Raw genomic sequence first — 26,204 nt, 5'->3', positions numbered from 1 at the left:
TGCAAAGCAGTTCACAAGCACACGGTACAAACTGCCAGCGGAGTCGCAGAGCCACCCAGCGGAGTCGCAGGGCAACCTGGGGCCTCAGCTTTTACCGGACAAGCGTTTGACGGCACACTTCGGCGATCGCTTCTTTGGATGCTAGGTGAAACGTGGGGATGCGGCTAGCGATCAATGGGCCCGCCGATGCGCTGTAGTCGTTGATGTCGTGTGTGTTGATGATCACGGCCACAGCTCGGCCGCGGCGCGACAACGATACGAGCGATGCGATCGTTTCGGGAGGCGTGTCCTGCACGATCACAAGCATCGTGGTCTCCGACGAAATTCGTGATTCACACTCGATCAAGAATTCCGCGAACGTTAATCCGCTGGTTCGTTCCAAGCGAGCCAAGGTGCGATGCACTTCTTTGAATTGAACGGGACCGCGACCAGGTGCGATCAGTACAGGTCGCAGTCGATCGCTTTCTTCTCGCATCGACGCTGCTTCGGCTGCTGCGCCGCGGACGCGGTGGTCGCCTGTCCAACCTTCTTCGCGAACACGATCCGAAGCATCGCGACCGTTGGTTGCCAGCCCGAACGGTTCACCGGAATCGTGCAGTGCCGCGGCGATCGATGCGGCGGCCGTGACGGCTAAGTCGACGCGATACGGTTCTTGCTTGCTGGGGTTGGTCGATTCGTGCAAGTCCAACAGCAGCGTCGCACCGACGATCGATGATGGTTCGTAGATCTTGCTGTGCAGCACACCGGTTCGCGCCGTTGCGGCCCAGTGGACGCTTCGCATCGGGTCACCGATCTGCCATTGCCGGATTCCCCGCAAGCGAGTCGGGTCGTCCATCACATTCGCACGCATGCGGATTTCACCGATGGGACGACGTGAACCGATCTCATAGCTGGTCAGCGGAACGACCTCGGGAAGCACGGTGACAAACTGAGGCTCGGTGCCGACGCGATACCGACGGTACAGTCCCATCATGTCACCGGTCTCCAGCACGGTCGGACCGATTTGAAAATAGCCGCGGCGATGGCATTTGACTTCGTAGTTCATCGTTCGCGTTTCATCGGGCCACAGCAGCATCACGCCGACTCGGTCACCTTCGACGGCAAGCGTCGGATGTTCCGTCGTTGTCGTCCAACGCGGCAGCAGGTCTTCAACTAGAACCCAAAGCACGGGAATGCGGCTGCGGTTGTGTAGGCTCAATTCGACAGCGACTTGCGATCCAATCTTGACTTCGTCGTTGTCGGCGCCGCCGCGAGTTGCGATGGTTGCGGTCGCCCAAACTTTGGCCAGAAAATAGTTGGCCGCAAGCATCAGCCCCGCCGCAACGGCCACCAAGACCCAAAGCGATGCGCCGAACAGCATTCCGAACAACAGAACCGTCGCGATGCCAGCCATGACCGTGAACTTCGGCGACGCCGCGGATTCTGATGCAACGCGTTGTTCGACGCGGTCGAGCAGTTGCTGGTCGACTTGTTCGAGCACATCATCGGGCATGATCGTCGCTCACACTCACCCTTCGATGGTCGGCACGGCGATCTCGTTGACGATGTCGTCCAAGATTTTCTCGGTCGTCAATTTGCGCAAGCGGCTCTCGGGACGCATGATCAATCGGTGATTCATCACGGGTGCGATGATCTTTTTGACGTCGTCGGGCATGGCAAAATTGCGACCACGAATCGCCGCCATCGCTTGAGCACATCGAAACAAGGCGATGGTCGCACGCGGGCTGCCACCGAGCGCCAAGTCGTCATGGTTTCGAGTCTCGTTGACGATCTGCAGTAAGTATTGGCGAACTCGTGGGTCGACGTGAACCTTGCGAACTTCGATCGACGCAGCCACGATCTCGTCGGCCGTGGCGACGGGTTTCAATCGGTCCACCGGGTGCGTGTGCTGCAGCAACTCCAGCATCCGCAGTTCTTCTTCCATCGACGGATACCCCAGGCTGAACCGCATCATGAAGCGGTCAAGCTGGGCTTCGGGCAATGGGAAAGTGCCCTCATGGTCGACCGGATTCTGGGTCGCGATGACAATGAACGGCGGTTTGAGCGTGTGCGTTGTGCCGTCGACGGTGACCCGGGTTTCGGCCATTGCTTCCAATAACGAGGCTTGCGTTCGTGGCGTGGCGCGATTGATTTCGTCGGCCAACAAAATTTGCGTGAAGACGGGGCCCGGACGAAATTCGAACTCGGCCGTCTTTTGGTTGAAAATCGAAGTGCCCGTGACGTCGGTGGGCAGCAGGTCTGGGGTGCATTGAACCCGCTTGAAGTGGCATCCCACGCTGCGCGCCAAGGCGCGTGCGAGCATGGTTTTCGCCACGCCGGGGACGTCCTCCAGCAAGATGTGGCCGCCCGACAACCATGTCACCAGCGACAATACCAATTGCTTCCGTTTGCCGACGATTGCCAGTTCGACATTGCCAATAATTCTTTTTGCCAGCTCGCTGACGGCTGCCGGAGAATCGATTTGACCGGATTTATCGGTTTTGGGACGCGTTGCCGGTTGATTCATTCGGGACCATGATCCGATGCGGGATAAGATTCGGCACTACAATTGCAATTATGATGATAGTCTGCCAGAGGCTGCCGTGGTGGCAGTCCGGAACTGTAGCCGGTGCAAACCATGCTGATCCCGAACCTATTGGTGACCGACGATGACGCGGCGTTTCGCCACGTCGTTTGTGAAGGCTTGGTGCGGCGCGGGTTCCAGGTGACCGAAGCAACCGATGGCGAAGAGGCCCTGGAAGTTCTTGGTGCCGGGGAAGTCCACGTCTGCCTGATCGACTTCCATATGCCTCGGCTGTCGGGCTTGGAAGTGATTCGCCAGCTTCGGTCTAGCGGCAGCAGGCTGCCATGCGTGCTGATGAGCGCCGATCTGAGCGACGACATCCGGCGCGAGGCCGAGGCAATGTTGGCCTACGAGATACTCGATAAGCCGGTCCGGTTAAAACAACTCAGCGACGTCGTGTGCGGAGCGCTCGCCGAAGTGTACGGCTGGCGCCCCTCTTAGCCAAAAATCTTGAGCTTCGGCTTGGGGTCGTTGTCTTCTGATTTTGTCCAAGCGGTTTCGACAAGTTTTTCTAATTCGCCCAGTTCAGTCCTTGCCGCCAGCGGTGTCTGGTGACGTTGGCCGGTGATCACCAGGATCGTGTCGTTGATGCCAGCTTCCGACATCGCCCACTGGATCGCGCGATCGCGGTCGGCGACCAATCGCATCGCAACGCATTGCTCGACGCCGTCCAGCACCGCATGGGAAGCGGGTAAAAACGATTGACGCGTTGCCGGATCGGACGTCACGACGCAGTTGTCGGCGAACCGCTCGATCAGATGCCCGTAACGAGCCAGGATTTCAGGTTGTTCGCCGCCGTCGATGGCCAGGACACACCACAGGCGACCGGCTCCTTTCATCGATCGAAATGTTCGCAACGACGCGGCGACTCGATCGACCGTTCCGCCAAGGTCCAGTACCACCGATGCCTGTCCGAATCGTGAAAGTCGTTGACCACGACCGGGAACACTTCGCAGCGAGCTGACCTTTTCGACCGCTTCGTGCAACGGCTGGTCAAGCAACAGTCCCACCAACACGGCCGCCGCATGATTGGCTGCCATCGCGCCGCCGCATAGGGATGTTTCCATCACGGCGGTGGTGTCGTGGTGAGTCACCAACAGTGTCGTCATCCCATCGGCATGATCGATGATCTTGGCGGTCAAGTCCGCTGCTTTGCGAACGCCATAGGTGACGTGTTTGATATCGTGTTCTTCGATGATCTGCATCGCACGAGGATCGTCGGCCGGCGAGACGACGACACCGTCATCGGTCAATCGTTCCAGCGCACATTGCAATCCGGACGGGCCAAAGTCATTGCCGCCGATCGCGGAACCGCAAACGACCAAAACATCAAACTCGATCGAATCGTAGTGTCCGTAGCGGGCTTCGTCATCGGATAGTTCGACGACGACTGCGTTCGCACCCGCGTCGACGGCTTCGCCGAGCCATTGGATCAACGACGCGCTGCTGGCTAGCGACTCCGGTGCAGTCGATTGCACAATGCCGTCGTGAGTCCCCAAGTCCGTTTGGAATCCGACGCGTACGCCGCTGGACTTGAGTAGCGTCGATAACAACAACGACGTCGTCGTCTTGCCGGCAGAGCCGATCACGCCGATGGTCAAAAGTTTTCGGTCCGGGCGATCTAATTGATTGGCAGTGATCGCAGCCATCGCCAATTCGATGTCGCCGACAATGCACTGGGGAACCGGACACGGCAACAATTGCTCGGTCAGGATGACCCCAGCACCGCGAGCCATCGCTTGGGCGACCAATTTCGCCGGATCGTCTTTGCCGATCCGGTAAACGATCATGTCACCGCGTACGGCTTGTTCCGCCGATGGTGCGATGGAGGTGACGACGATGTCGTCCGAAGTGGTCAGTCGCGCCGACGGCAAGATTTGACGAAGCGAAAGGGGTGAGCCGAATTCGTTCGAACCGTCAACCGAAACTTGGGTTGCACTTGTACGAGCTGATTTGATCCCGTGACGCATGATGGCCTCCGTGCACATCGCAGATAAATTTGTTTCACGACGGTTCCACCGCCGTCGGAAAGAGCAGTCCTCGCTCCACCGATGTCGTGATTGTTCCCATCGAGCGAAAACGGTCAATAGGAAAAAATCGCGAACCCGTCATCGTGCGAAACCCATTCAAGCGTGCGAAAAACGGTTTCGCCGCGCCGCCGTTGACGCGGTGAGTGCCGGTTCACCGGGGCGTTCAAAGCAATCCGGCGTCGCGCATCATCAATTGCAAATCATCCCACGCCGCCTTTTTCGCAGCCGGATTTCTCAATAAATATGCCGGGTGATACGTGACCAACACTTTGCTATCAAAATACTGATGCAACTTTCCTCGCAAGCGACCGACGGACAATTTGGTCTTCATCAATTCTTGGGCGCTGATCGCGCCCAGGCACACGATGTATTCGGGGCGAAGGATGGAAAGTTGTTGTTCGTAGAACGGTCGACAGTTGGCGATTTCTTCGGGTTCGGGGTTTCTGTTTCCCGGCGGCCGGCATTTGACGGTGTTCAGAATGTAGGCGTCACTGCGGTCGAACTTGCAGGCCTGGATCATCTTGGTCAACAGTTGGCCCGCCTTGCCGACGAAGGGCCGGCCCTCGCGATCTTCGTCGGCCCCGGGGGCTTCCCCAAAGAACACGAATCGCGGCGCGACGTTGCCTTCGCCGAACACGGTTTTCGTCCGACAGCTCGAAAGGACGTCGCATTTGGTGCAGGACGCAACTTCGGCGGACCATGTTTCCAACTGAGTCTGACGTTCGGCCGCTGGCAGCGCCGGTCCCGGGTAGGGGCCGTCGGTCGACGAAAAAGCGGCGACCGAATCGACTCGGCGGGGTGTCGCAACGGCAGCCCGCTTTGGCGATTCTTCGTTTGCGACAGGCGGGGTCGGGGCCGGTGATTCAAGTGCGGGGGCCTCTTGAACCGCTTCATCAGATTCCTCGGTGGCGGTCGCCGATTCGAATCTGGCTGACCAAAGTTCAACGGCCGCGGCATCCGCCCGAGGCAGGAACGTAACGCCGGCACGCTGCAAATGAGCCGCCAGCGCGGTCGCCTGGTCGCGAATCTCGAACGCGTCGAGTGGTTCGGGCGATTCGCCTTGGGCGGTGATGGGGGGCGTTTGCGTCATACCCAGATTGTACCGGGTGCCAGTTTGCGAGGTTACCGGGTCTGTCTGAAACGGCCGATCCGGCGTACCTTGTTCGATTCCCCAGTCCGTGTTTTCCACCCTTTTTGCCCCCGTCTCATGCCAGTTCCTCAAGTCGCCATCGTCGGCCGCCCCAACGTCGGCAAAAGCAGCCTGTTCAATTGGCTCGCTCGCCGCCGCCTGGCCATCGTCGACGATCACGCCGGCGTGACTCGCGACCGCATGATGACGTTGATCGAACACAACGATCGCTTTTTCGAACTGATTGATACCGGTGGTATTGGGATCGTCGATGACGACGATCTGACGGCCGACGTCAGCCGCCAGATCGAATTGGCCATCAATTCGGCGGACGTGATTGTCATGGTCGTCGACGTGCAAAGCGGGATGATGCCGCTGGACGAAGATGTGGCCGAGCGTCTGCGTGGTGTCGAACGGCCGGTCGTTTTGGTCTGCAACAAAGCCGACCAACCGCACCAGGACATACAGGCCGAGGAGTTCCACAAACTCGGCCGCGGTCACATGATCCAAATCAGCACGACGCAAAACCGTCACCGCGACGACCTGCTCGATTTGATCGTTGACCGACTGCCCGATCCGAACGATGAAGTTCATGCCGAAACGCAGATGAAGGTCACCATTGTCGGTCGCCGCAACGTCGGCAAGAGCACCTTCGTCAACACGTTGGCCGAGTCGGATCGAATGATCGTCAGCGAAGTGCCCGGAACGACTCGCGACAGCGTGGACGTTCGTTTTGAAATGGACGGGCAAACGTTCATGGCAATTGATACGCCCGGTTTGCGAAAACGAAAGAGCCAACGAACTGACTTGGAATACTACGGCATGCACCGCGCCCAACGCAGTGTGCGACGGGCCGACGTGGTGCTGATGTTCTTCGACGCGTCGGAAACCGTCAGCAAGGTCGATAAGCAGTTGCTCGGTTACGTGATGGAGAATCACAAGCCGTGCGTGTTCGTGATCAACAAGTGGGACAAGTTGCACAACACGGTGCCAACGGATCGTTGGGTGCGTTACCTGCGTAGCCAATTCCCGACTCTTGCCTATGCGCCGATCGCGTTCATCACCGGGCAAACCGGCAAGAACGTCAAGGCATTGCTGAATCACGCGACGATGCTGTTCAAACAGTCCAGTGGACGAGTTTCAACGGGCGTGTTGAACCGCGTCATTCGCGCCGCCGTTGAGGCGCACATTCCGCCGTTGCACCAGGGCCGCCGCCCCAAAATTTACTATGCCACGCAAGTTGCGACCCAACCGCCAACGATCGTCTTGGTCGTCAACGATCCCAAATCGATCGGCAATGACTATCAACGCTATCTGCTGGGCGTGATCCGCGACCATCTGCCGTTCGGCGAAGTGCCGATCAAGCTGTATTTGCACAAGCGGCATCGCACCGATGAAGGCCCGGGCGACGATTGAGCATCTGTGTCGCAACGAGTTGTCGGAAAATGTTTTCCAGAACTACCCTTTGCGGTAACGCCACATGCACGCCAGGGCCGAGAACGCATCTTTGATGCCGATCTTCTTGCCCTCTTGGTAAGTGCGGGCTTGGTATCCGGTGGGGACTTCGTAGATTTCCCAGTGGTCGGCCGCAATCTTTGCCGTGATCTCGGGTTCAAAACCGAAGCGGCATTCTTTCAATTCGAGTGAACGCAGCATGTCACCGTCGAATGCTTTGTGGCATGTTTCCATGTCGGTCAGCCGCAGTCCGGTCATCAAATTGCTGATCGATGTCAGTACCCAATTGCCAAAGCGGTGTACCAGCGACGAATCGTCCCAACCGTCGATGTAACGCGAACCGTAAATCGCGTCGGCATCGCCATCAAGGATCGGCCAAATCACTCTCAGCAAATCGGCGGGATCGTACTCGAGATCGGCGTCCTGGATCGCAACGACTTTGCCGCGGCTGTGTCGGATCGCCAAGCGAACGGCGGAACCCTTGCCGTGATTGGCGCGTCGGCAAATCACTTGGCAACCAGCGCGATAGGGCATCGTTTGCAGGTATTCGGCTGTGCCATCGGTGCTGCCATCGTCAACGATGATGATTTCCGTTGCCGGCGGCATCACTTTTTCGATGCGCTTGATGACCTGTTCGATCGTGCGAATTTCGTTGTAGACCGGAACAATCACGGTGACGTCATAGCGGGTCACGGGGATTGCGTCCGAAGCGATCGCGTTCGCTTCGGCGATCAAATCAAGTGCGTCGTCGATCCGTTCGATCGCAAGGTCATGGTCGGACCGGGGCTGCCACGTCGTTTCGTCTCGTTGGACGCCAAAGGCGACATCGTCGGCGATTTCTTGATTCGTCGTTTTTGTCTTTGCCGTAGTCGTCGTCATGTCTAGCCTGCTCGTCACTGCCCCGGGAAGAATCGTTTTTGGCAGATTCGCAAACCTGCTATGCAACGATGGGACACAAATAGGACGCATGTAGGCCAGAATCGACCTGGGTGATCATTTCCATCGCAAGTGATGGAGCGGTTGGGTCAAGGGTTCGGATTATTCCGATCGCGCCGAACTTTTCCGTCACCGGTGGCGTTATCGCCAGGCTGTCGAGACAATCGCGGCTCCGAACTGAATTCGAACCGCATCACGTTTCGTCTGTATCTTTCATGGATTTTCTACTTTATCTCGCGATCGTTCCGTCTCTTGGATTGGCGGCCCAGTGGATCGCATGGCGTACGAATCTGCCAGGCATCCTGCTGCTGCTGTTGTTCGGAGTGCTGTTGGGGCAATTCGTTCAGCCGGATGCCTATTTGGCAGAATTGACGGGCGGCAACCTCAGCGCCGGCCCCGAGATTCTGTTTCCCTTGGTTTCGTTGTCCGTCGCGATCATCATGTTCGAGGGCGGGTTATCGCTGAAACTCGGCGAGCTTCGCGACGCGGGCAGCGCGACGCTGCGCTTGTGTACGGTGGGCGCGCTGATCACTTTGGTGGGCGCCACGATGGCGGCTCACTACCTGCTCCATTTTTCGTGGCAGGTGAGCGTTCTGCTAGGCGCCATTTTGGTGGTGACCGGGCCGACGGTGATCGGGCCGTTGCTGCGGCAAGTTCGCCCCAGTCGCCGAGTCGCCGCGACGTTGAAGTGGGAAGGGATTCTGATCGATCCGATCGGTGCGATTCTGGCCGTATTGGTGTTCGAACATGTGATCGGCGGAGGTGTTGAAGACGCCTTTTCGCTCGACGCGATGTTGATGTTGGTCAAAACCGTTGCCGTCGGAACGATTCTGGGCGCGGTGGGAGGCTTTGGATTGACGACTGCATTCCGTCGCTTCTGGGTTCCCGATCACCTGCACGGTGTTTCGGCGCTCTCGGTGGGTTTGTTGTTGTTCGCGATCAGCAATCACCTTGCTCACGAATCCGGATTGATCACGGTTACCGTGTTGGGGCTTTGGTTGACGAACCAGCACCGATTCGACATCGAACACATCGTCGAGTTCAAGGAAAACTTGCGGACGCTATTGATCGGATGTCTGTTCGTTGTGCTTGGTTCCCGGGTGAACTTGTCCGATGTGGCGGACCTCGGTTGGCCGGGACTGGCCTTCGTTGGCGTGCTGATTTTTTTGGTGCGTCCGATTTCCGTCTTTGTTTCCTTGTTAGGTACGCCGCTGCAGTGGCGAGAAAAAGCCTTCATTGCCGGGCTCGCACCGCGTGGCATCGTCGCCGCCGCCGTCAGCAGTGTGTTCGCACTCGAACTGGAACGCCACGCGGGAACCGTTGCCATTCCCGGTGCCGATCAGCTTGCGACAGTCACTTTTCTGGTCATCGTTGGAACCGTGGCGGTTTACGGTGTTTGTGCCGCGCCGCTGGCCAAGTGGCTCGGTTTGGCAGACCAAAAAACGAACGGAGTGCTGATCATTGGCGCGGAACCCTGGGTCCGCGACTTTGCCTTGGAACTCAAGAAATCCGATCTTCCGGTGCTGCTGATCGACACGAACTACAACAAAATTTCGAAGGCCAGGATCGCCGGACTCGAAGGCGTTTGTGCCAATGTTCTCAACGAAACGGCGCGAGCTGATTTGCCGTTGGCTGGGATCGGAAAAGTCTTAGCAATGACGCCGAACGACGAGGTCAACTCGCTTGCCATTCGTGAATGCCGATCGATGTTTGGTCGTGCCGGCGCGTATCAGCTGACATTCAATGTCCAGAATTCACACGTCCGTCGCGGGATGACCAAACACTTGATGGGTCGCGAACTCTTCGGCGAAGGGTTGACGTTCACACGCATGCGAGAATCGCACATGTTGGGGGCAGCCTTCAAGACGACCACGTTGGCCGACGAATTCACCTATGCCGACTTTTTGGAAAAGTACAAAGGTGGCTCGACGCTGATCGGGTTGATCAAAGAAGACAAGAGCTTCGAACTGAACACGGTGGCTGAACCGTTGAAGCCCGTTCCCGGGCAAACCATCATTGCGATGGTCGCTTCGGTCGCCCTACCAGACGACCACGCTGCCAATGCAACTTAGTCGTACGAGAAGATTGAAAGGTCGGGGCTGGCGAATGTCGCCCCAACGGGCTGTTAGCTCTTCGCCGGCGCGGGGTCCGCACTGCCCAATTGGGCCAGCACTTGAAGGACACCGTTCAGGTGCGCCAGACGCGGTCCGAAACGATCGACAAATTCATTCAGCATGTATTCGCCCTCGATCAAGTGATCTTCGCTATCGGCAACTTCTTCCGTCAGCGTGGACAAGAATTCCGTTTGAACGCGGCTAAGCGTTTCGGCGGCTTGGCGGCATGAGGCGGCCAATTGCGGATTGGCATTCTTCCATTGCTGCAACTCATTGACTCGTTGCGTGTTGGCAGCCGACGTTTGTTGAATCAAGTTTTCAAGCAACTTGTTCTGTTGTTGCTGGCCAGCGACCAATTGACGCAGTAGCTCAATAGCGACCCGATCGTTCGATGCCGGCGGATTGGAATTGGTTTCCGCCGAAACGTCGATTCGGAACATGGGCGAGATGGGCTCGTGATCGTATGACATATCGAGGTGGGCTCTGAGTCGCTTCGAGTAAATTCGCTGGGAACGAACGATGAGTATAACCAACGAAAAATTGGCTTGTCGAGCAATCTCGGAGCAAGTTGAATTTTTGTTAGCAAGCAAACAGAACTTTGGAATAATCCTCACCTTTTTACTTGCATCGGCGACTCCGGACCTTTACTGGTACAACCCCTAAAGTCGGAACAACCTGAACGCCGAAAACACTTTCGTGGTTACGGATCTTCACACGGGCGTTACCGATTTTGAAATCGATCGCGTGAAACTGCACCTTGCTGCTCTCGATTTCCAGTTCTCGTTTTAAGGGTTGCCGCAACGCATGGCCGATTCGGAAACCACCATTGCATACTTCACGGTCGTCGAAGACCAACGCACTGGTTGGACAGGCGGATTGTTGCTCTTAAACAGTGGCGGTCGTCCGCTCGAATTCCAATGCACTCTGCCGGTGCGTCCGTCTCGTGCTCATGAGATTCTTTTCGGCCCTACACTTCGCGATCACTTGATCGGCGAGATCATCGGTCCATTGTTGGTCAAGAAGTGTCGCACGCCGATCGGGCTGTTGTGTGTCGACCAACCCGAAGCATTGGTGATCAGCCAATCGGTTTCGTTTCCGATCGGCATTGTGGTCGAAGCCGCTGAGCTTGAAGAAGGTCCGATCACCGACGACACATTGATCGGATCCGGTGAAGTCACGTTGGCCGGTTCGCGTTTGCGAGTCCCGATGGAACAAGTCGAAGCGGTTGCCGCAATGGCGAAAAGGCTTGTCGATTTACCAGACGCGATCGAGCCGTTCGATCGAATCCGCGAAGCCATCAAAGAGGCGCAGTCACAGATCGCGCGTGCTCAGAAGCCCGTGATCGTTCCCAGCGCCGAAGCTGCCTAAAATGTTTCAACGAAATTCTGCGCCCGATCTGATTGCTGAAATCGACGAGGCGAACAGTTGGTCGGCCGATTCGCTGGTCCCGTCGGATACTTATGCGCTAGCGATTGAACCGATTGCACCCCGTTCGCTTCCCATCCGAGTGTCACCGCTGACGACTCGCGTGACAGGGTTTCTGTTTCCCGAGGCGAACCAGTGGACGCCGCCCAGGCCACCGGCCGCCGAGGATCGCGAACAAGTCGAAAACGTTCGCAAGCGTTACAAGACCATCAAGCACCATCGGATCAAACCGCCCAACGACGTCGTCAAGCTGCACGACCGGTTGTACTACCTGCTGCAGCCACCGCTGGATTTGTTGGTGGGAAGCGGCCAGCTGAACTTTCCGTTTGATCCGTTTGCGTATCAGTTGGACGGGATCGCGTTTCTGTTTCCCCGCTATGCCGCCGTGCTGGCCGACGAAATGGGGCTGGGTAAAACGATGCAAGCGATCAGCACGATTCGATTGCTGCTTTGCAGCGGCGAAGTCCGCAGCGTGTTGTTGGTGTGTCCGAAACCGCTGGTTACGAACTGGTTACGCGAGTTTCGTGTTTGGGCGCCCGAGATCCCAATCGCTGCGATCGAAGGCAACGCGGCCACTCGCGAGCACGCGTGGCGCTCGCCCGAGATTCCCGTCAAGGTTGCCAACTACGAACTGTTGATGCGTGACAAAGAGACCGTCCTCGACAGCGGCTTGCACTTCGATCTGGTTGCTCTGGATGAAGCCCAACGCATCAAGAACCGCAATTCGACGACCAGCGAAATCGTCCGTGCGATCCCCCGGACGCGATCGTGGGCGTTGACTGGAACGCCGGTCGAAAATTCGCCCGACGACTTGGTTGGCATCTTCGATTACCTTTCGCCCGGCTACCTGAAAACGGGCATGCCGATGGGCGAGATGGCAAAGTTGTCGAAAGACTTTATCTTGCGGCGCACCAAAGACATGGTGATGAACGACATGCCGCCCAAACTGTATCGCGACGCCGAACTGGATCTGACGCCCGAACAATGGGCGACGTATGAGTCCGCAGAAAAAGAAGGCATCATCAAGTTGGAAGAAATGGATCAAGAGCTGACGATCCAGCACGTCTTCGAACTCGTTTTGCGTCTGAAGCAGATCTGCAACTTCGATCCGTCGACCGGCGCCAGCGTCAAACTAGAACGAATGGTTGCCGACATGGAAGAAGTTGTCGCCAGCGGGAAAAAGGCGATCGTGTTCAGCCAGTGGGTCAACAGCATCGATAAGATGTTGCCCGCGATGCAGCCGTTCGGACCTCTGGAATACCATGGACGGGTGCCCCACAAGAAACGCGATGGCGTCATCGACCAGTTCAAGAACGACCCGAACTGTAGCGTGATCTTGATGAGCTATGGTGCGGGGAGTGTGGGCTTGAATCTACAGTTCTGTGAGTACGTGTTTCTGTTTGATCGATGGTGGAATCCCGCGATCGAAGATCAAGCGATCAATCGCGCCCATCGCATCGGCGCACGCGGTGCCGTGACGGTGACTCGCATGTTGGCGATGAATACCATCGAACAGCGGATCGCGGCGGTGTTGGACCAGAAACGTGAAATGTTCGAAACGCTGTTCAGTGACACCAGTGGCCCAAAGGTTGGCAGTGGCGGCGGACTTAGTCGCGACGAAATTTTCGGCCTTTTCGACTTGAGAGCACCCGGCGGCAAGAAAGTCGCGTGATGCCGCCGAGTCTCGTTTTCTTGTGTCGTTACTGATTCGCGTACGGGTTGATCCGGACTCCCGTCTTTTCGATCTCGCGATTCATTGCGGCGTTCGATCCCGTTGACGCATTCGGTTCGGAACGAAAGAAGACGTTCGTTGCTTCGAATGCATGTTGTGCGTTGGGGACCCCGGGCGATACCGGTGCGGGCAGGGCTGTCGCAACCGCGGCGACGGACTCGTCGTTGACGGAGTCTTTATCGGTGGCTTTCTTCATGCCGCCGGTTTGCTTTGCAAGCCACTCGATCGATTCCTCGAATGCGGCTACCGGAACCGATCCGTGGCCACTGGCTTTGACTTCTATGGCGACGGCATCCTTCCCGGCAACAAGCGAGAACGCGATGACTTCGGCCGACGTGGTGATTTGATCGCGGCGTGAATGGAAAAGCACCATCGGAACCTTCGATCGTGAAGCGTGTGTGATGGGCATCGACCGATTGACTTCGTTGATCAAGCGTTGGGTGTCCGCGCCTTGCATCCGGGCCATCGTCATCTTGCTGCCGATGTCCATGCGGCACGCCGGTGCAAACGCGACAACGCCGCGAATGCGTTCGTCATGTTGGGCCAGCAGCAACGCCTGCTTTCCGCCGGAACTGTGGCCGATCGAATACAGATTGTCGGCATCGATTTCGGCAAACCGCTCGACGGCATAGTCGATGGCCCGCTTGGCATTGACCAGCCCTGCTTTGCTGGCGACGTAGTCTTTCGCCATCTGGGTGAATTCGGTCAGCGACGGATCATTCTCGAAGTCGGGCTGGCAGCCATCGGTTTCGTAACCGATCACGGCATAGCCTTTGAGGACGTAGTCGATCATTGGTTCCATGTCTTCGTCGGTCAGGCTCATACCCGAAAACAGATAGGCGCCCGATCCGTTCATGACGAGCGTCGGCAGCGGTCCGTCCGGCAGCGGCCCGTTTGCCAGCCGTTGGGGCAATAGCACGCGGACCTCGCTAGCTTGACCGGGTTGCCCCTCGTCGACAGGCAGTCGAACGGTGTATTGGTCAACGCCCGGGCAAAACTCTTCGCTTTGCGGCCTTTCAGGCGTCGCGATCGATGGGACATCCGATAAATCGAAGGCTTCCATTTCGATTTTGCGTTCAGCGACGGGATCCATCTCCGGAAAATCGATCTTGCAGCCCGTGACCATGATGACTGATACGACCGCTAGAAATCGAACCATAAATCGGCCGAGGGAACGTGTATTTCGATGCATGGGAAATCGTTGCGTTCAAGTGGGGACTGCGGACGGCCATCGATGGACGGCGGACGGGTAGGCGAGTGAGAATGGGGATTCGTCTTTCGAAAGCCTAGGTCGCAATTCGGAATGATGCTTGCTTCCCCGATCCAACCGCGTTTCGGCTAAGATATCGGTCCGTTCGGGACAAAGACTCCTTCTTGGAAGCACGCCAAAGCGATGAGTACCTCTGTAGAATCCATGCAGGCCGAGGCCGCGCAGTTTCGCGATCGTTACAACGCCGTTCGCGAAATGATCGGTCGCGTCATCGTTGGGCACGACGATATCGTTCACGGCGTGCTGACGGCGATCCTTTGCGGCGGTCACTGTTTGCTTGAAGGTGTTCCCGGGCTCGGCAAAACGATGCTGGTGCGAACCCTTGCCGAAGTTCTGGATCTGGATTTCAACCGCGTCCAATTCACGCCGGACCTGATGCCCGCCGACATCCTGGGCACCAACATGATCGTCGAAAACGAAGACGGTCGGCGAAAGTTCGAGTTTCAAAAAGGGCCCGTCTTCACACAGATTCTGTTGGCCGACGAAATCAACCGGGCGACGCCAAAGACTCAATCGGCGATGCTCGAAACCATGCAAGAAGGCACGGTGACCGCCGGCGGAAAACGATTCGAGTTGGCGAAGCCGTTCTTCGTGTTGGCAACGCAAAACCCGATCGAACAAGAAGGAACATATCCGCTTCCCGAAGCCCAGTTGGATCGGTTCATGTTCAAGCTGGTCGTCGGCTACAGCAGTCGAGAAGATCTGAACGTGATCGTCGACCGAACGACTCGCGGTGAAACCATTTCGCTGGACAAAGTCATGGACGGCAGCGAATTGATGAAGTGGCAAGCGATGATTCGGAAAGTCATCTTGGCGCCGCACGTCCAAGATTACTTGGTTCGGTTGAACCTGGCCACGCATCCCGATGGACCGCACAGCGTCGATGCAACAAACAGCTATGTTCGATGGGGCGCCAGCCCGCGCGGTGCACAGACCTTAGCACTGGCATCGAAAGTCCGCGCGCTATTGGATGGACGGTACAACGTTTCGTTCGAAGACGTGCGTCGTGTTTTCTTGCCGGCAATGCGACACCGGGTGTTGCTGAACTTCGAAGCGCAAGCCGAAGGCATCGATCCCGATACGGTGCTGCTGGACATCCTTGAAAAGGTGCCCGAGAAAGCCGACTGACGAACGGTTCGATCCAGGCACGCGTAGAACGACACGGCGGATCTTTCTCCCATGAAAGGCAGGTCGAACGTGTTCCATGACAACCCGTACCAACCGGCGTCCGATTTGCTTGGATCGGATCCGCGGGATCAGGCGAGTGATGTTTTCGTGAAGAACGTCCGCCGTTCGGCTTGGCCGTTGTTCGTCATTTGGGGGTTTGTCGTCGGTGCTTCTCTCCCCGTCGCGTTGGGCTTGTTCCAACTGCACTCGATTTCGGTTTACAACGCTTCTTTGCCCCCCGGAACGGCGACTTGCGGAAATCCAGTGGTCGGCGCGCTGGCTCTCATCTTTTTTCTAGGCCCGTTCGGCGGTTTCGTGGGCGCGGTCATCGGCGGAGCGATTTCGGCGGTCACGGTAAGGCGTTGATGGCGACATCCCAATTTCGCGTATCCCCGAATCGCCGATGAATTCGTGGGTGGCAATCGATGCCTCTATTGATAGCAACTGAAAAACTCGTCTATTGCCGATCCGGGGTGATGGCTTAACATCTGGGCATCAATACTATTCGAAGGATCGCAAATTGATGTCGTTTTTTCCCATGGATGTTCGGTACGGTGGGCGTTGGCTTCGCTCATTTCGATCGGACTATGACCTGAAGACCTTGGTCGCCGATCAGATCAGCGAAACTGCGGGCATGACCTTCGTTCAGAAGCCAGCACCATCGCACCACTTTGCTCTCGTGGCCCCCATCGCCCTGATCGGGCAAGCGAAAAAGTATGCCGTTGAGCATCCCGCGGCGACACGTTCCCAGGTCGTAGAATCTTCCTGTGAAGAAATCTGCGCCCCCATCGAATGCGTCGCCGGCAGTTTGCCAACACTGCCTCGATTGGGATCGTCGAATCAGGATCATTCCGCATTCGCCAGGACCGATTGCGTCGAGATGGTCGACGCAAGCGATCCGATCCGATGGTTGCACGCAACGTGGTTGCCTCGTCAAAACGGCGAAGCGACGGATTGGAATGCTGCGTTCTGGTTCGACACTTTTGATGAAGATGCAGCGAGTGCATGGTCCGATGTTTACACGGTTGATGCTTCGGCACCGGGTTTCGTCAATCTGCGACTGTTGATGATGCCGTCCATTGTCCGTTGGTCGTTGGTGATGTCCGATGCGACCAGTTGCACCTACGTCGATCGCACACCGGATTGCCGACAGCGTTGGGAGAGCCCATTTCCGATCGGTCAGTCGATCACGACACCGATGCGTCCGACGAGCCAGAGTTTACGGATCAAGTCACTTCGCAATCGAGGTTCTTCGCAAGTTGGCGAAGGCCGTGATTCGGCGACCGATTCAAGTTTCGGAAGTCTGCAAAGCATCGAACTGCGAAACGTCGGACGAAATTCGATTTCATTGGCAGGCGTATCGCTGGTCGATGGTGTTACTTTTCACTTCAACGACAGCAACGTTTCGTGTCTCGGTCCCGGTGAAACGGTCACCGTTGTCCGTAACCTTTCCAAGGTTCGTCGCCGCACCGGTCAGGGTGTCTCGATCGCCGGCGAGTTCCGTGTGACTTCCATGACGACCGGCCTTCCTGGTGACGCAACGATCACGGTGATCGGCGACGATGGATCGGTCATCGATTCGTTGTCGATCGATCCGGCTTCGAAGAAGTGGAAACGGATTGCAACAGCGGCGCGCAACCATGACACGCTGTCGTTGGTTCGAGTCAAACGCGAACCCGTTATCAAGCGAACGCGAAACGCTTCGAAGCCGATACGTGAAAGATCCGTTTCCATCCGCATGGAGTCTCATGCACGGGTCGTCAAACGCGGCGTCGTCTATGCCGATGCCCCGGCCGCGCTGGGCCAAGATGTCGTCGCGGTCAATGTCGTCGGATTGCTGCCTGGTAGAGTCGCGACCAGCAAGAACTACACCAACTATGTCCGCGGAATCAACGGAATCTTCGTCGATGTCGCCCGGATGCCGGATTTGAACGTCTCTTTCGATGACTTCCGTTTTCTGGTTGGAAATAGCAGCGAACTACGAGACTGGCGAGACGCACCGGTCCCGTCTTCGATTCGCATCATCGAACGTGGTGGTGAAGATCAATCGCACCGAATCATCGTCACGTGGGCAGACCATGCGATCACGAACGAATGGTTACAGGTGACGATGCGGGCTTCGCCCAAAACGGGTTTGTTCGCGGATGATGTCTTCTATCTGGGCAACCAAACGCTCGAACGGTCTTCGGCAGTTTCGGATCAACATTCGCTATCGATTCGTCCGGCATCGCGAAAACTCGCCATGCTGCGAATGCCTCCTGCAATTCCTTGCGTCGTGAACGCGATGGCGACTTTGAAAACGGGGTAGTGCACAGCTAAACCAAGTTTTGGGCCCGCCACATGTATCGCAGGTTTCTAGTCTGCGACTTGGCAGGCAAGATGCCCGCCCAGCGTTGAAACATGGCTGAAGCACTGGCGTTCCGTACTTATGAAGCTGCGATCCACCGTTTTAATCGGGTGCTTTCACCAGGCCGATATTCGCCGTCGGTAGCCGCTCGCTGCTTCCTGTGGTTACGATAGAGAACTTCGCTCTATCGATTTTGAAGCCCAGGAATCTATCTATGAACATGTTTCGGTTGGCTGCCACCGCGTGTCTTTTCACGATCTTCGTTCTGTGTCGTTCCGCGATTGCCGAACCCGTTCCGGTCGCATCGACTTCGGGCGAGGACAACCGACAAGCGGCCGCGGACCATGCCGTCGTTCAGGCGCTGCTTCGGATTCCGGATGCGAAAATGAGCGACTACCCGGCCAGTGAAGCTACCGTGTCGAGACACTTGCGTCGCTTGGCCGACGCGAATCCCTCGGAGTACGTTTCGATCGCGGGCCGGTTGGGCGTCACCGATGACGCGCGGTCATTGCTGGCGATTGCGACCGGAATCGACAGTGGCCAAGCCGCAATCGATTCCGTTCGATTGCTAGAAAAGTCGGGTCAGTTGGCGTTGATGAACGAGATCCTTGCCGGCGACGATGAAGCGCGCATGATTCGGGCACTCACGGCGATGGGGCATGCCGGTGGCGAAACCGTCGCGGCGATGGTGATGCCGGTGATGAACGATGCGTCGCGTCACTCCACCGTTCGGTCCGCCGCCGCCGAAGCACTAGGGCACGGATGGCACGGACAACAGGAACTATTGAAGATAGCACGGGCGAACAAGGTTCCTGATGAATTGAAGTTCGAGATCAGCAATGCGTTGTTGGGTTCGTGGACAAAGGAGATCGCCGCGGAAGCAAAAGGCTTGGCCAGCTTGCAGACTCCCGTCACCAGCACCGGGGAAACGTTTCCGCCGGTCAATAAGTTGCAGCAGATGAGCGGTGATCCGGACGCTGGAAAGGTCGTCTTCAACACGGTTGGAACCTGTAACAAGTGTCACAAGGTGTTGGGCGAAGGCAAAGAAGTGGGGCCCGACTTGTCCGAAATCGGAAGCAAGCTTTCGCGATTGGACATGCACGTGGCGATTTTGAATCCGAGCGCCGCGATAAGCCACAACTACGAAACCTATGCCGTGCTGACTGCGGATGGCCAATTGATCAACGGCATCTTGGTCAATCAAACGGATGAAGGTGTGACGATCAAGACGGCCGATGCGGTGCTGAAGACGATCGCGGCTGACGACATAGAAGAAATAAAAAAGCAAGAAGTCTCGCTGATGCCCGCCGATTTGCAAAAAGCAATGACGGTGCAAAACTTGGTTGACCTCGTCGATTACCTTTCCCTCTTGCTAAAACCCGACGAGAAACGATTCAACGCGGTCGCCACGGAGTCTGCTGTTGGCGAAAGGTCGCACGACGCGGCAAGCTCGATTCAGGGTTTTGATGTCGCGTCTGGTTTGACGGTACAGCTGTTTGCATCCGAGCCGCAGATGTACAGTCCGACCAGCATCGATGTGGACCACTTGGGCCGCGTTTGGGTATGTGAAGCAATCAACTATCGTGCTTTCCGAAACCCGCACAATCAAGCACGCGCCGAAGGTGACCGCATCCTGGTGATGGAGGACGTGGATCACGATGGCGGCGTTGATAAGACGACGGTTTTCTATCAGGGCAACGATATCGATTCGCCGCACGGTGTCTGTGTGCTTGGTGATCGTGTCATCGTTTCCGCGGGCGCCAACGTTTTTTCGTTCCGCGATACCGATGGCGACCTGAAGCCTGACGAAAAGAAACTGCTGTTTACGGGTATTTCCGGGGTTCAACACGATCACGGCATCCATTCATTCATGCCAGGTCCCGACGGGAAGCTGTATTTTAACTTTGGAAACGAAGGCAAACAGATTCGCGATGCGAACGGGCAACCGATCATTGACTTGGCCGGTAACGAGATCAACGACTCTCGGCAGCCCTATCAAATGGGCATGGTGTTTCGGTGCGACGCGGACGGTTCAAACGTCGAAACGCTAGGTTGGAATTTTCGCAACAACTGGGAAGTCTGTGTCGATTCGTTCGGCACGATGTGGCAGTCCGATAACGATGACGATGGGAACCAGGGTACTCGCATCAACTATGTAATGGAGTACGGCAACTACGGGTATCGCAACGAAAAGACCGGTGACTATTGGCAAAGCAATCGCATCGGTTTGGAAGACTCGATCGGTAAGCGGCATTGGCACCTCAACGATCCGGGCGTGGTTCCCAACCTGTTGCAAACGGGTGCTGGTTCACCGACGGGCATCATGTTCTACGAAGGCGAACTTTTGCCGCCACCGTTTCGTAATCAGATCGTTCACACCGATCCCGGTCCCAACGTGGTGCGCGCCTATCCCATCGCCGACCAAGGTGCTGGTTACTCGGCGACGATCGAGAACATGATCAAGGGCGTTCGCGATCAATGGTTTCGTCCGGTCGACGTTTGTACCGCACCCGACGGATCGGTCATTGTGGCGGATTGGTACGATCCGGGTGTCGGCGGACACCGGATGGGTGATACCGAGCGCGGACGTTGTTATCGAATCACCGTTCCCGGTCACGAGCAATACTCGTTTCCCGCAATGGACTTGGCGACACTTTCGGGCGCAAGCGAGGCACTTGCCAGCCCGAATCAATCGACTCGCTACTTGGCCGGGAAAGCGATCACCGAGTTTTGGAAAACGACGCCACCCAACGTTGCCGATCTCTTGGATGCTTCCAAAGTTCCTTCGGCACCGATGCGTGCGCGATGGTTGTGGTTGTTGTCCAAAACACAGTCGGTGTCCGACGAAGCTATCGAGCGTGGGATAAACGACAGCGATGTGAATTTGCGAATTACGGCGATTCGCGCGGCACGGCAAGCGGGACGTGACATGGTGGAAGTCGTCGCGTCGATGGTCGACGACCCATCGCCTCAGGTGCGGCGTGAATTGGCAATTGCGCTTCGCGGCGAAGATTCGGCCAAGGCGACGGCGCTTTGGACCGACTTGGCAGTCAAGCATGATGGTGCCGACCGATGGTACTTGGAAGCCTTGGGCGTTGCCGCCGAAGGTAACTGGGACGCATGTTTCGCAAGTTACATCGATCGTGTCGGTGATCAATGGGATTCCGTCGGTGGGTGCGACATCGTTTGGCGGGCGAGGACGCAGGCAGCGTGTCAGTACTTGGCGAAACTGATCAAAGAAGCGAAAACATCGGCTGAGCAAGAACGCTACTTCCGCGCGCTCGATTTCTTTGACGATGAGTCCAAGAAGTCGGCGCTCCAAGCGATCGCCTCACAGTCGTGAGTCGTCGTCGCCAGCGAGGGGTGCGAGCCGCAGTATCTCTGCTTTTTAAGTATTTTGATGTCCCCGGCGGGATCTAAACACCCCCGCCCGGCGTCTTACCAGTGCGGTGGTTACTGCCCCGCGGCATATGTGCCCTTCCAGCCTTGGTGAGTTTAGAGCGATGATTCAGAACCGGAAGTCGGCCCACGCCTCGACCCACATCTCAAGCAACCGTCGACGACGCCTGCGAATGGAGTCGCTTGAAATGCGGCGAGTTTTGGCGTCGTTGGTCGTCACGACTCCGTCCGACGTCGTGGATGCCAACGACGGTTTGGTCAGTTTGCGAGAGGCGATCTCGACGGCAAACGAGAACACCGACGTGGATGAAATCACGTTTGACGCGTCCGTCTTTTCTGGGGCAACCACGATTGCTTTGACTCGCGGTGTGCTGCCGATCACCAGCGGTTTGAACATCACGGGGCCGGGACGTCATCGGCTGGCAATCGATGCTCAGTCGGCGTCGCGAGTCTTCGATATCGACGTGCGCGTGTTCGAAGTCGGTGCACAGGCGAATCAAGTTTCGATCGAGGGGCTGACGATCACGGGCGGGCGATCCTTCGGCTTCAATGAAAACGGTGGCGCGATCCGCCAATCGGGGGCGACGGAGTTGGTGCTCGACGGCGTCGCGCTGATCAACAACCAAACATCGGCCACGAACGCAAACGGAGGCGCGATATCCTCGGCGGGCAAGCTGACGATCCGAAACAGCGTCGTCGCCGGCAATGGGACCACCCAAGTTGACGCCGGCGGCGGGGCGATCAACAGCACCGGAATGCTGACGATCGTTGACAGCCAGATTTTCGACAATTTCACAAGTGGGACGATCAGCGCCGGTGGTGCCATTCGATCCACGGGAAACCTTACGATTCAGCGCAGCACCCTAGAACAGAATATCACGTCGGGATCCAACGCGGCCGGTGGAGCGATCTTTGCAACGGGGCGATTGACGATCGAATCAAGTCGGTTGATCGGTAACCAGACACGAGGGATCAACGCGGACGGTGGCGCCGTTTTGGTTTTTCAAGCAGTCGACACACTGGCCGGTGGTTTCGAAATCACCGATTCCGATATTGATGACAACCGAACGCTTGGCAACGGTTCGCGCGGCGGCGGACTGTATATCGATTTATCGAGCGGTTCGATTTCGGCCACATCCATCACCAACAATCAAACCGTAGGCGAAGACGCTGATGGTGGCGGGATGATGACGTTCCGAACGGACATCACGATCGATCAAGTGACGCTATCGGGTAACGTTGCGGGCGGCAGTGGTTCCGTCGGCGGCGCAATCGTCGCCGAGGATACGCGAATGACGGCAAACGGCATCACGGTGTCTCGCAATACTGCGAATGAAAATGGCGGAGGGATCCATTTTTTAGCCGGCCGAGAAACCGATTCGCTCTCTTTGATTCATGCGATCGTTGCCGGCAACCAAGTCACCAACGACATGGCAACAGCTAGTCCCGATCTGAATTTTTCTCAGACGCCACCAAGTTTGGCCATTCAATCCAGTTTGATCGGGTCCAGCATCGGCAATCCGCTGGATCCTGCTTCGGCGCCGGACGCCGACGGTAACCTGGTCGGTGGTGCGACCGAAGCGACTCGATTGGATCCCGGGTTGGATGACTTGATCATCGCCGGATCGACTCGCATTCACCCGTTCGTGACGGACTCGATCGCGATCGACGCTGGCAACAGCGTGCTGTCCCCAGAAACACTTTTCGATCAGCGCGGGCTATTGTTCGATCGCGTCAGTGGTCTGCAAATCGATATCGGCGGCGCCGAGCAACAGGCGATCGACGCCACATCGTTTGTGGTCACCACGTTGATCGACGAGCTGGATTTGACGAACGACGACGTCAGCCTGCGGGAAGCGATCCTAGCCTCCAACCAACAACCGGGACTGCAAACGATCTCGTTTCGAGAAGGTCTGGGGTCCGCAAGCGACGCGATTACTTTGGCAAGCGGACAACTGTTGATCACCGATTCGGTCATCATCACGGGGCCGGGGCGCAGTCAGATGTCGATTGACGCAGTGGGGCTCTCGCGGGCGATGGAGATCATTGGCAATTCAGATGTGACGATCCAAGGAGTCACCATTCGCGGTGGCCGAACGATCGATGCTAATAGCGTGTCAACCAACTTTGGCGGCGAGGTATCGACGCGTTTCAATGGCGCAGGCATCCGTTCGGTATCGACGGGAACGGTCACGCTGCGAGACGTGGCGGTGGTGGATAGTGAAACCGCTGGCGAAAATTCGACCGGCGGTGCGGTGTGGGCCGAATCGGGGACCTTGGTGGTCGAAGACTCCGTCATTGATCAAAACCGGGGCGGCGGAATCGGGGTCAGGCAGAATCCACTGACGTTGGACCGAGTGACCGTTTCGCAAAACCTTGGCGCTGGCATCGATGTCGATCGCTCGGCCGCATTTTTTATCAATACAACGGTATCGGGCAACAGCGGCCAAGACGGTGGTGGGATTCGATTGATCGGAACCAGTCCGATGTCGATCGTGCAGTCAACGATTGTGGGCAATGCCGCAGCGGTCGGCGGCGGTGTCTTCATCGGTGCGGATGTGGTCGATGACATTTCGATCGTCAACTCGATCATTGCCCAGAACTCTGCGACCGATTCGAACCCCGATCTTTCCTTGCCGACGGTATCCGGTGCAGTGACGATATCGTTTTCCCTGATCGGCGATAACGCGGACACGGGTCTCGCCGAATCGATCACCCCCGATGCGAATGGAAATTTGATCGGTGATGCGTCGGTTGACGGCGTGATCGATCCGCGGGTCGCGCCCCTGGCTGTGTCGGGGCCGGGTGGCATGTTGGTTCATGCACTCGATGCGCTAAGCCCCGCCATCGATGCTGGCAGCGATGCATTCTCGCTTGATGCCCTCGGAAACCCATTGGATCTCGACGCGCGCGGTCTGCCATTCGTTCGATTCAATTCAACCGTCGACATGGGCGCATTTGAGTTTCAAAAAGCGACGCCGATCATCGTTTGGAATGATCCAGCGGTCATTTTCGCTGGCACGCCGCTGAGCGATTTGCAACTCAACGCGACCACGAACATTCCTGGCACGTTCGTCTACACACCCGCGATTGATACAGTCCTGGATGCGGGCGACGATCAAACCTTGATGGTCACCTTCACGCCTGACGATACGGATCTTTACAACGAAGCGACCGCCGAAGTCATGATCGACGTCGCACAGCCGTTTGATCGCGGCGACGCACCCGATACATACGGAACATTGGCCGCATCGAGCGGTCCAACGCACCAAGTGACGACGCTCTTGCTCGGATCGACCATCGATCGTGACGTCGACGGTCAACCCACTTTGGCCGCCGATGGCGATGGTGCCGATGAGGATGGGGTGCTGTTTGCGGCGCCGCTGATTGCGTCGGCCAACGGGACCGTTTCAAGCATTGTGGTCATCGCTTCCGAAGCTGGAAAACTGGATGCTTGGATCGATTTTGACGGGAACGGATCGTTTGACATTGCGACCGAAAGCATCGTTGGCGGTTCGTCGTTCGATGTTCAACCGGGTGAGAACGTCATCCCGTTTGCGGTTCCCGCAGCCGCGGTCGCGGGCAACACGTACGCTCGATTCCGTTTGTCCACCACGGGCGGCTTGGGGCCGACGGGCGACGCTGGCGATGGTGAAGTTGAGGACTATGCGGTTTCGATTTTGTCCGATTCGACGCCAAGCGATGTCGACGTGACCGTTACGGGCAGCCAGATCACACTGGTTCGTGATGGAGAGCAAGTCGTCGTCCGCCGCCGCAACGTGGAAGTCTTTCGAGCGGAGATTGCGGCGGTCAATCAATTGACCATCAACGGCGATGAATTCAGTAACGTCTTGACGATCGATCAGTCCGGTGGCGATGCCATTCCCGTTGGAGGCCTCGTCTTTGATGGTGGCGACCGCGTCAACACTGTCCGATGGGTCGGTGCAGCCGGCGATTTGGATTTCACCCCAACGGGCAATCTTGTTTTTCGCAACGTCAACGCGATCGACTTGACCGATACATCAGCTCAATCGGTTTTGATTGACTCGGCGGCCGCGCAACAAATGGACCCCGATGGCGGTGGCATCATCATCACCACATCACCGCCGGTGGAAAACGAACCGAGCGACGTTGTTACGATTGCAGACGCTGAGTTTTGGCGTATGGGGCAACCCGCGTCGGTTGTCGGAGATCTGTTTAGCGTCATCACGCGAAGCGACACATTCATCCAAACCGATTTCGGGAATGGATGGCAGAATCTTGCCAACGTGAGCGATGTCAACAACAGCGGCACCGTCACGGCCAACGATGCCCTGGTTGTGATCAACGAATTGGGCCGTCGCGCCTATTCGAATCGCAACGGCGGCGCGCTGGTTGACCCGGCGACCGTTGATCCTTGGCCTGGGTTCTACTTTGACCAAAACGGCGACGGGCTTGCCACCGCATTGGACGCGCTTCGCGTCATCAATCAACTGGCACGCCAGGCGAACGCAGGCAGCGGTTCGGCTGAAGCTGAATCGCTTGTTGCGATCGATCCATTCGATGACAAGCGAACGGGCCGAAACATTGACGAACTGATCGCCGACGAATCCTTTTTAGCGACACTTTTCTAATCTCAATCGCCGAGACACGGTGAG

Annotated in this window: 17 protein-coding genes; 10 read left to right on the top strand and 7 right to left on the bottom strand. The window is 57.1% G+C overall.

From position 1 onward, the window contains the following. Positions 1–91: 91 nt before the first annotated feature. Together Poly51_RS05090 and Poly51_RS05085 are read right to left on the bottom strand one after the other, a co-directional pair. A complete protein-coding gene (locus Poly51_RS05090; RefSeq protein ID WP_146454822.1) occupies positions 92–1,492 on the bottom strand; it encodes a DUF58 domain-containing protein in 1,401 nt (466 codons plus the stop codon). 15 nt (positions 1,493–1,507) lie between these two features. After that, positions 1,508–2,506, bottom strand: coding sequence for an AAA family ATPase (locus Poly51_RS05085; RefSeq protein ID WP_146454819.1), 999 nt, complete (start codon positions 2,504–2,506; stop codon positions 1,508–1,510). 111 nt (positions 2,507–2,617) lie between these two features. On the opposite strand from Poly51_RS05085, the gene Poly51_RS05080 reads away from it, so the two are divergent. After that, complete coding sequence (locus Poly51_RS05080; RefSeq protein WP_186775350.1) at positions 2,618–3,004, top strand: response regulator; 387 nt, start codon at positions 2,618–2,620, stop codon at positions 3,002–3,004. Here Poly51_RS05080 and Poly51_RS05075 read toward each other — a convergent pair. Together Poly51_RS05075 and Poly51_RS05070 are read right to left on the bottom strand one after the other, a co-directional pair. Further along, positions 3,001–4,533 carry a Mur ligase family protein gene (locus tag Poly51_RS05075; protein ID WP_186775349.1) on the bottom strand — a complete coding sequence of 511 codons (1,533 nt, stop codon included), beginning with the start codon at positions 4,531–4,533 and terminating at the stop codon, positions 3,001–3,003. The two genes, Poly51_RS05080 and Poly51_RS05075, sit on opposite strands and share 4 nt — an antisense overlap. A 223-nt stretch (positions 4,534–4,756) precedes the next feature. Beyond that, a complete protein-coding gene (locus Poly51_RS05070; protein WP_146454816.1) occupies positions 4,757–5,683 on the bottom strand; it encodes a uracil-DNA glycosylase in 927 nt (308 codons plus the stop codon). Between the two features lie 117 nt (positions 5,684–5,800). Between Poly51_RS05070 and der the strand changes: the two genes are divergently transcribed. Beyond that, positions 5,801–7,138 (top strand): ribosome biogenesis GTPase Der, encoded by a 1,338-nt coding sequence (der, locus tag Poly51_RS05065; protein ID WP_146454814.1) that lies wholly within the window; start codon positions 5,801–5,803, stop codon positions 7,136–7,138. 42 nt (positions 7,139–7,180) lie between these two features. Here der and Poly51_RS05060 read toward each other — a convergent pair whose 3' ends face one another. After that, positions 7,181–8,056 (bottom strand): glycosyltransferase family 2 protein, encoded by an 876-nt coding sequence (locus Poly51_RS05060; RefSeq protein WP_146454812.1) that lies wholly within the window; start codon positions 8,054–8,056, stop codon positions 7,181–7,183. A gap of 272 nt (positions 8,057–8,328) precedes the next feature. On the opposite strand from Poly51_RS05060, the gene Poly51_RS05055 reads away from it, so the two are divergent. Next, complete coding sequence (locus Poly51_RS05055) at positions 8,329–10,185, top strand: cation:proton antiporter (RefSeq protein ID WP_146454810.1); 1,857 nt, start codon at positions 8,329–8,331, stop codon at positions 10,183–10,185. A gap of 53 nt (positions 10,186–10,238) precedes the next feature. On the opposite strand, the gene Poly51_RS05050 is transcribed toward Poly51_RS05055, so the two are convergent. Next, the gene (locus tag Poly51_RS05050) at positions 10,239–10,697 is read right to left on the bottom strand and encodes a hypothetical protein (protein WP_146454808.1); all 459 of its coding nucleotides are present in this window, start codon (positions 10,695–10,697) and stop codon (positions 10,239–10,241) included. Between the two features lie 334 nt (positions 10,698–11,031). Between Poly51_RS05050 and Poly51_RS05045 the strand changes: the two genes are divergently transcribed. Both Poly51_RS05045 and Poly51_RS05040 read left to right on the top strand, forming a co-directional pair. Next, positions 11,032–11,595: a hypothetical protein gene (locus tag Poly51_RS05045; RefSeq protein ID WP_146454806.1), complete on the top strand. Its 564-nt coding sequence runs from the start codon at positions 11,032–11,034 to the stop codon at positions 11,593–11,595. Position 11,596: 1 nt separating this feature from the next. Next, positions 11,597–13,324: a DEAD/DEAH box helicase gene (locus Poly51_RS05040; RefSeq protein WP_146454803.1), complete on the top strand. Its 1,728-nt coding sequence runs from the start codon at positions 11,597–11,599 to the stop codon at positions 13,322–13,324. A gap of 28 nt (positions 13,325–13,352) precedes the next feature. Here Poly51_RS05040 and Poly51_RS05035 read toward each other — a convergent pair whose 3' ends face one another. Then, the gene (locus Poly51_RS05035) at positions 13,353–14,543 is read right to left on the bottom strand and encodes an alpha/beta hydrolase family protein (RefSeq protein ID WP_186775348.1); all 1,191 of its coding nucleotides are present in this window, start codon (positions 14,541–14,543) and stop codon (positions 13,353–13,355) included. A 234-nt stretch (positions 14,544–14,777) separates the two neighbouring features. Between Poly51_RS05035 and Poly51_RS05030 the strand changes: the two genes are divergently transcribed. From Poly51_RS05030 to Poly51_RS05010, 5 genes are all read left to right on the top strand, one after another. Next, positions 14,778–15,782 carry an AAA family ATPase gene (locus Poly51_RS05030; RefSeq protein ID WP_146454799.1) on the top strand — a complete coding sequence of 335 codons (1,005 nt, stop codon included), beginning with the start codon at positions 14,778–14,780 and terminating at the stop codon, positions 15,780–15,782. 51 nt (positions 15,783–15,833) lie between these two features. Beyond that, positions 15,834–16,187, top strand: coding sequence for a hypothetical protein (locus Poly51_RS05025; protein WP_146454797.1), 354 nt, complete (start codon positions 15,834–15,836; stop codon positions 16,185–16,187). Positions 16,188–16,344: 157 nt separating this feature from the next. Next, positions 16,345–18,129: a lamin tail domain-containing protein gene (locus Poly51_RS05020; protein ID WP_146454795.1), complete on the top strand. Its 1,785-nt coding sequence runs from the start codon at positions 16,345–16,347 to the stop codon at positions 18,127–18,129. Between the two features lie 253 nt (positions 18,130–18,382). After that, positions 18,383–21,511: a PVC-type heme-binding CxxCH protein gene (locus Poly51_RS05015; protein ID WP_146454792.1), complete on the top strand. Its 3,129-nt coding sequence runs from the start codon at positions 18,383–18,385 to the stop codon at positions 21,509–21,511. Positions 21,512–21,671: 160 nt separating this feature from the next. Then, positions 21,672–26,180: a choice-of-anchor Q domain-containing protein gene (locus Poly51_RS05010; protein WP_186775347.1), complete on the top strand. Its 4,509-nt coding sequence runs from the start codon at positions 21,672–21,674 to the stop codon at positions 26,178–26,180. The last annotated feature ends 24 nt before the right edge of the window (positions 26,181–26,204 follow it).

The sequence above is a fragment of the Rubripirellula tenax genome (assembly GCF_007860125.1).
GTDB classification, from domain to species: Bacteria; Planctomycetota; Planctomycetia; order Pirellulales; family Pirellulaceae; genus Rubripirellula; species Rubripirellula tenax.
This window is presented reverse-complemented; position numbering and strand designations above follow the sequence as displayed.

Bases quoted from the DNA above. Each gene is read 5' to 3' on its own strand.
- Poly51_RS05090 (WP_146454822.1), bottom strand. From the start codon at position 1,492: ATGCCCGATGATGTGCTCGAACAAGTCGACCAGCAACTGCTCGACCGC.
- Poly51_RS05085 (WP_146454819.1), bottom strand. From the start codon at position 2,506: ATGAATCAACCGGCAACGCGTCCCAAAACCGATAAATCCGGTCAAATC.
- Poly51_RS05080 (WP_186775350.1), top strand. From the start codon at position 2,618: ATGCTGATCCCGAACCTATTGGTGACCGACGATGACGCGGCGTTTCGC.
- Poly51_RS05075 (WP_186775349.1), bottom strand. From the start codon at position 4,533: ATGCGTCACGGGATCAAATCAGCTCGTACAAGTGCAACCCAAGTTTCG.
- Poly51_RS05070 (WP_146454816.1), bottom strand. From the start codon at position 5,683: ATGACGCAAACGCCCCCCATCACCGCCCAAGGCGAATCGCCCGAACCA.
- der (WP_146454814.1), top strand. From the start codon at position 5,801: ATGCCAGTTCCTCAAGTCGCCATCGTCGGCCGCCCCAACGTCGGCAAA.
- Poly51_RS05060 (WP_146454812.1), bottom strand. From the start codon at position 8,056: ATGACGACGACTACGGCAAAGACAAAAACGACGAATCAAGAAATCGCC.
- Poly51_RS05055 (WP_146454810.1), top strand. From the start codon at position 8,329: ATGGATTTTCTACTTTATCTCGCGATCGTTCCGTCTCTTGGATTGGCG.
- Poly51_RS05050 (WP_146454808.1), bottom strand. From the start codon at position 10,697: ATGTCATACGATCACGAGCCCATCTCGCCCATGTTCCGAATCGACGTT.
- Poly51_RS05045 (WP_146454806.1), top strand. From the start codon at position 11,032: ATGGCCGATTCGGAAACCACCATTGCATACTTCACGGTCGTCGAAGAC.
- Poly51_RS05040 (WP_146454803.1), top strand. From the start codon at position 11,597: ATGTTTCAACGAAATTCTGCGCCCGATCTGATTGCTGAAATCGACGAG.
- Poly51_RS05035 (WP_186775348.1), bottom strand. From the start codon at position 14,543: ATGGTTCGATTTCTAGCGGTCGTATCAGTCATCATGGTCACGGGCTGC.
- Poly51_RS05030 (WP_146454799.1), top strand. From the start codon at position 14,778: ATGAGTACCTCTGTAGAATCCATGCAGGCCGAGGCCGCGCAGTTTCGC.
- Poly51_RS05025 (WP_146454797.1), top strand. From the start codon at position 15,834: ATGAAAGGCAGGTCGAACGTGTTCCATGACAACCCGTACCAACCGGCG.
- Poly51_RS05020 (WP_146454795.1), top strand. From the start codon at position 16,345: ATGTCGTTTTTTCCCATGGATGTTCGGTACGGTGGGCGTTGGCTTCGC.
- Poly51_RS05015 (WP_146454792.1), top strand. From the start codon at position 18,383: ATGAACATGTTTCGGTTGGCTGCCACCGCGTGTCTTTTCACGATCTTC.
- Poly51_RS05010 (WP_186775347.1), top strand. From the start codon at position 21,672: ATGATTCAGAACCGGAAGTCGGCCCACGCCTCGACCCACATCTCAAGC.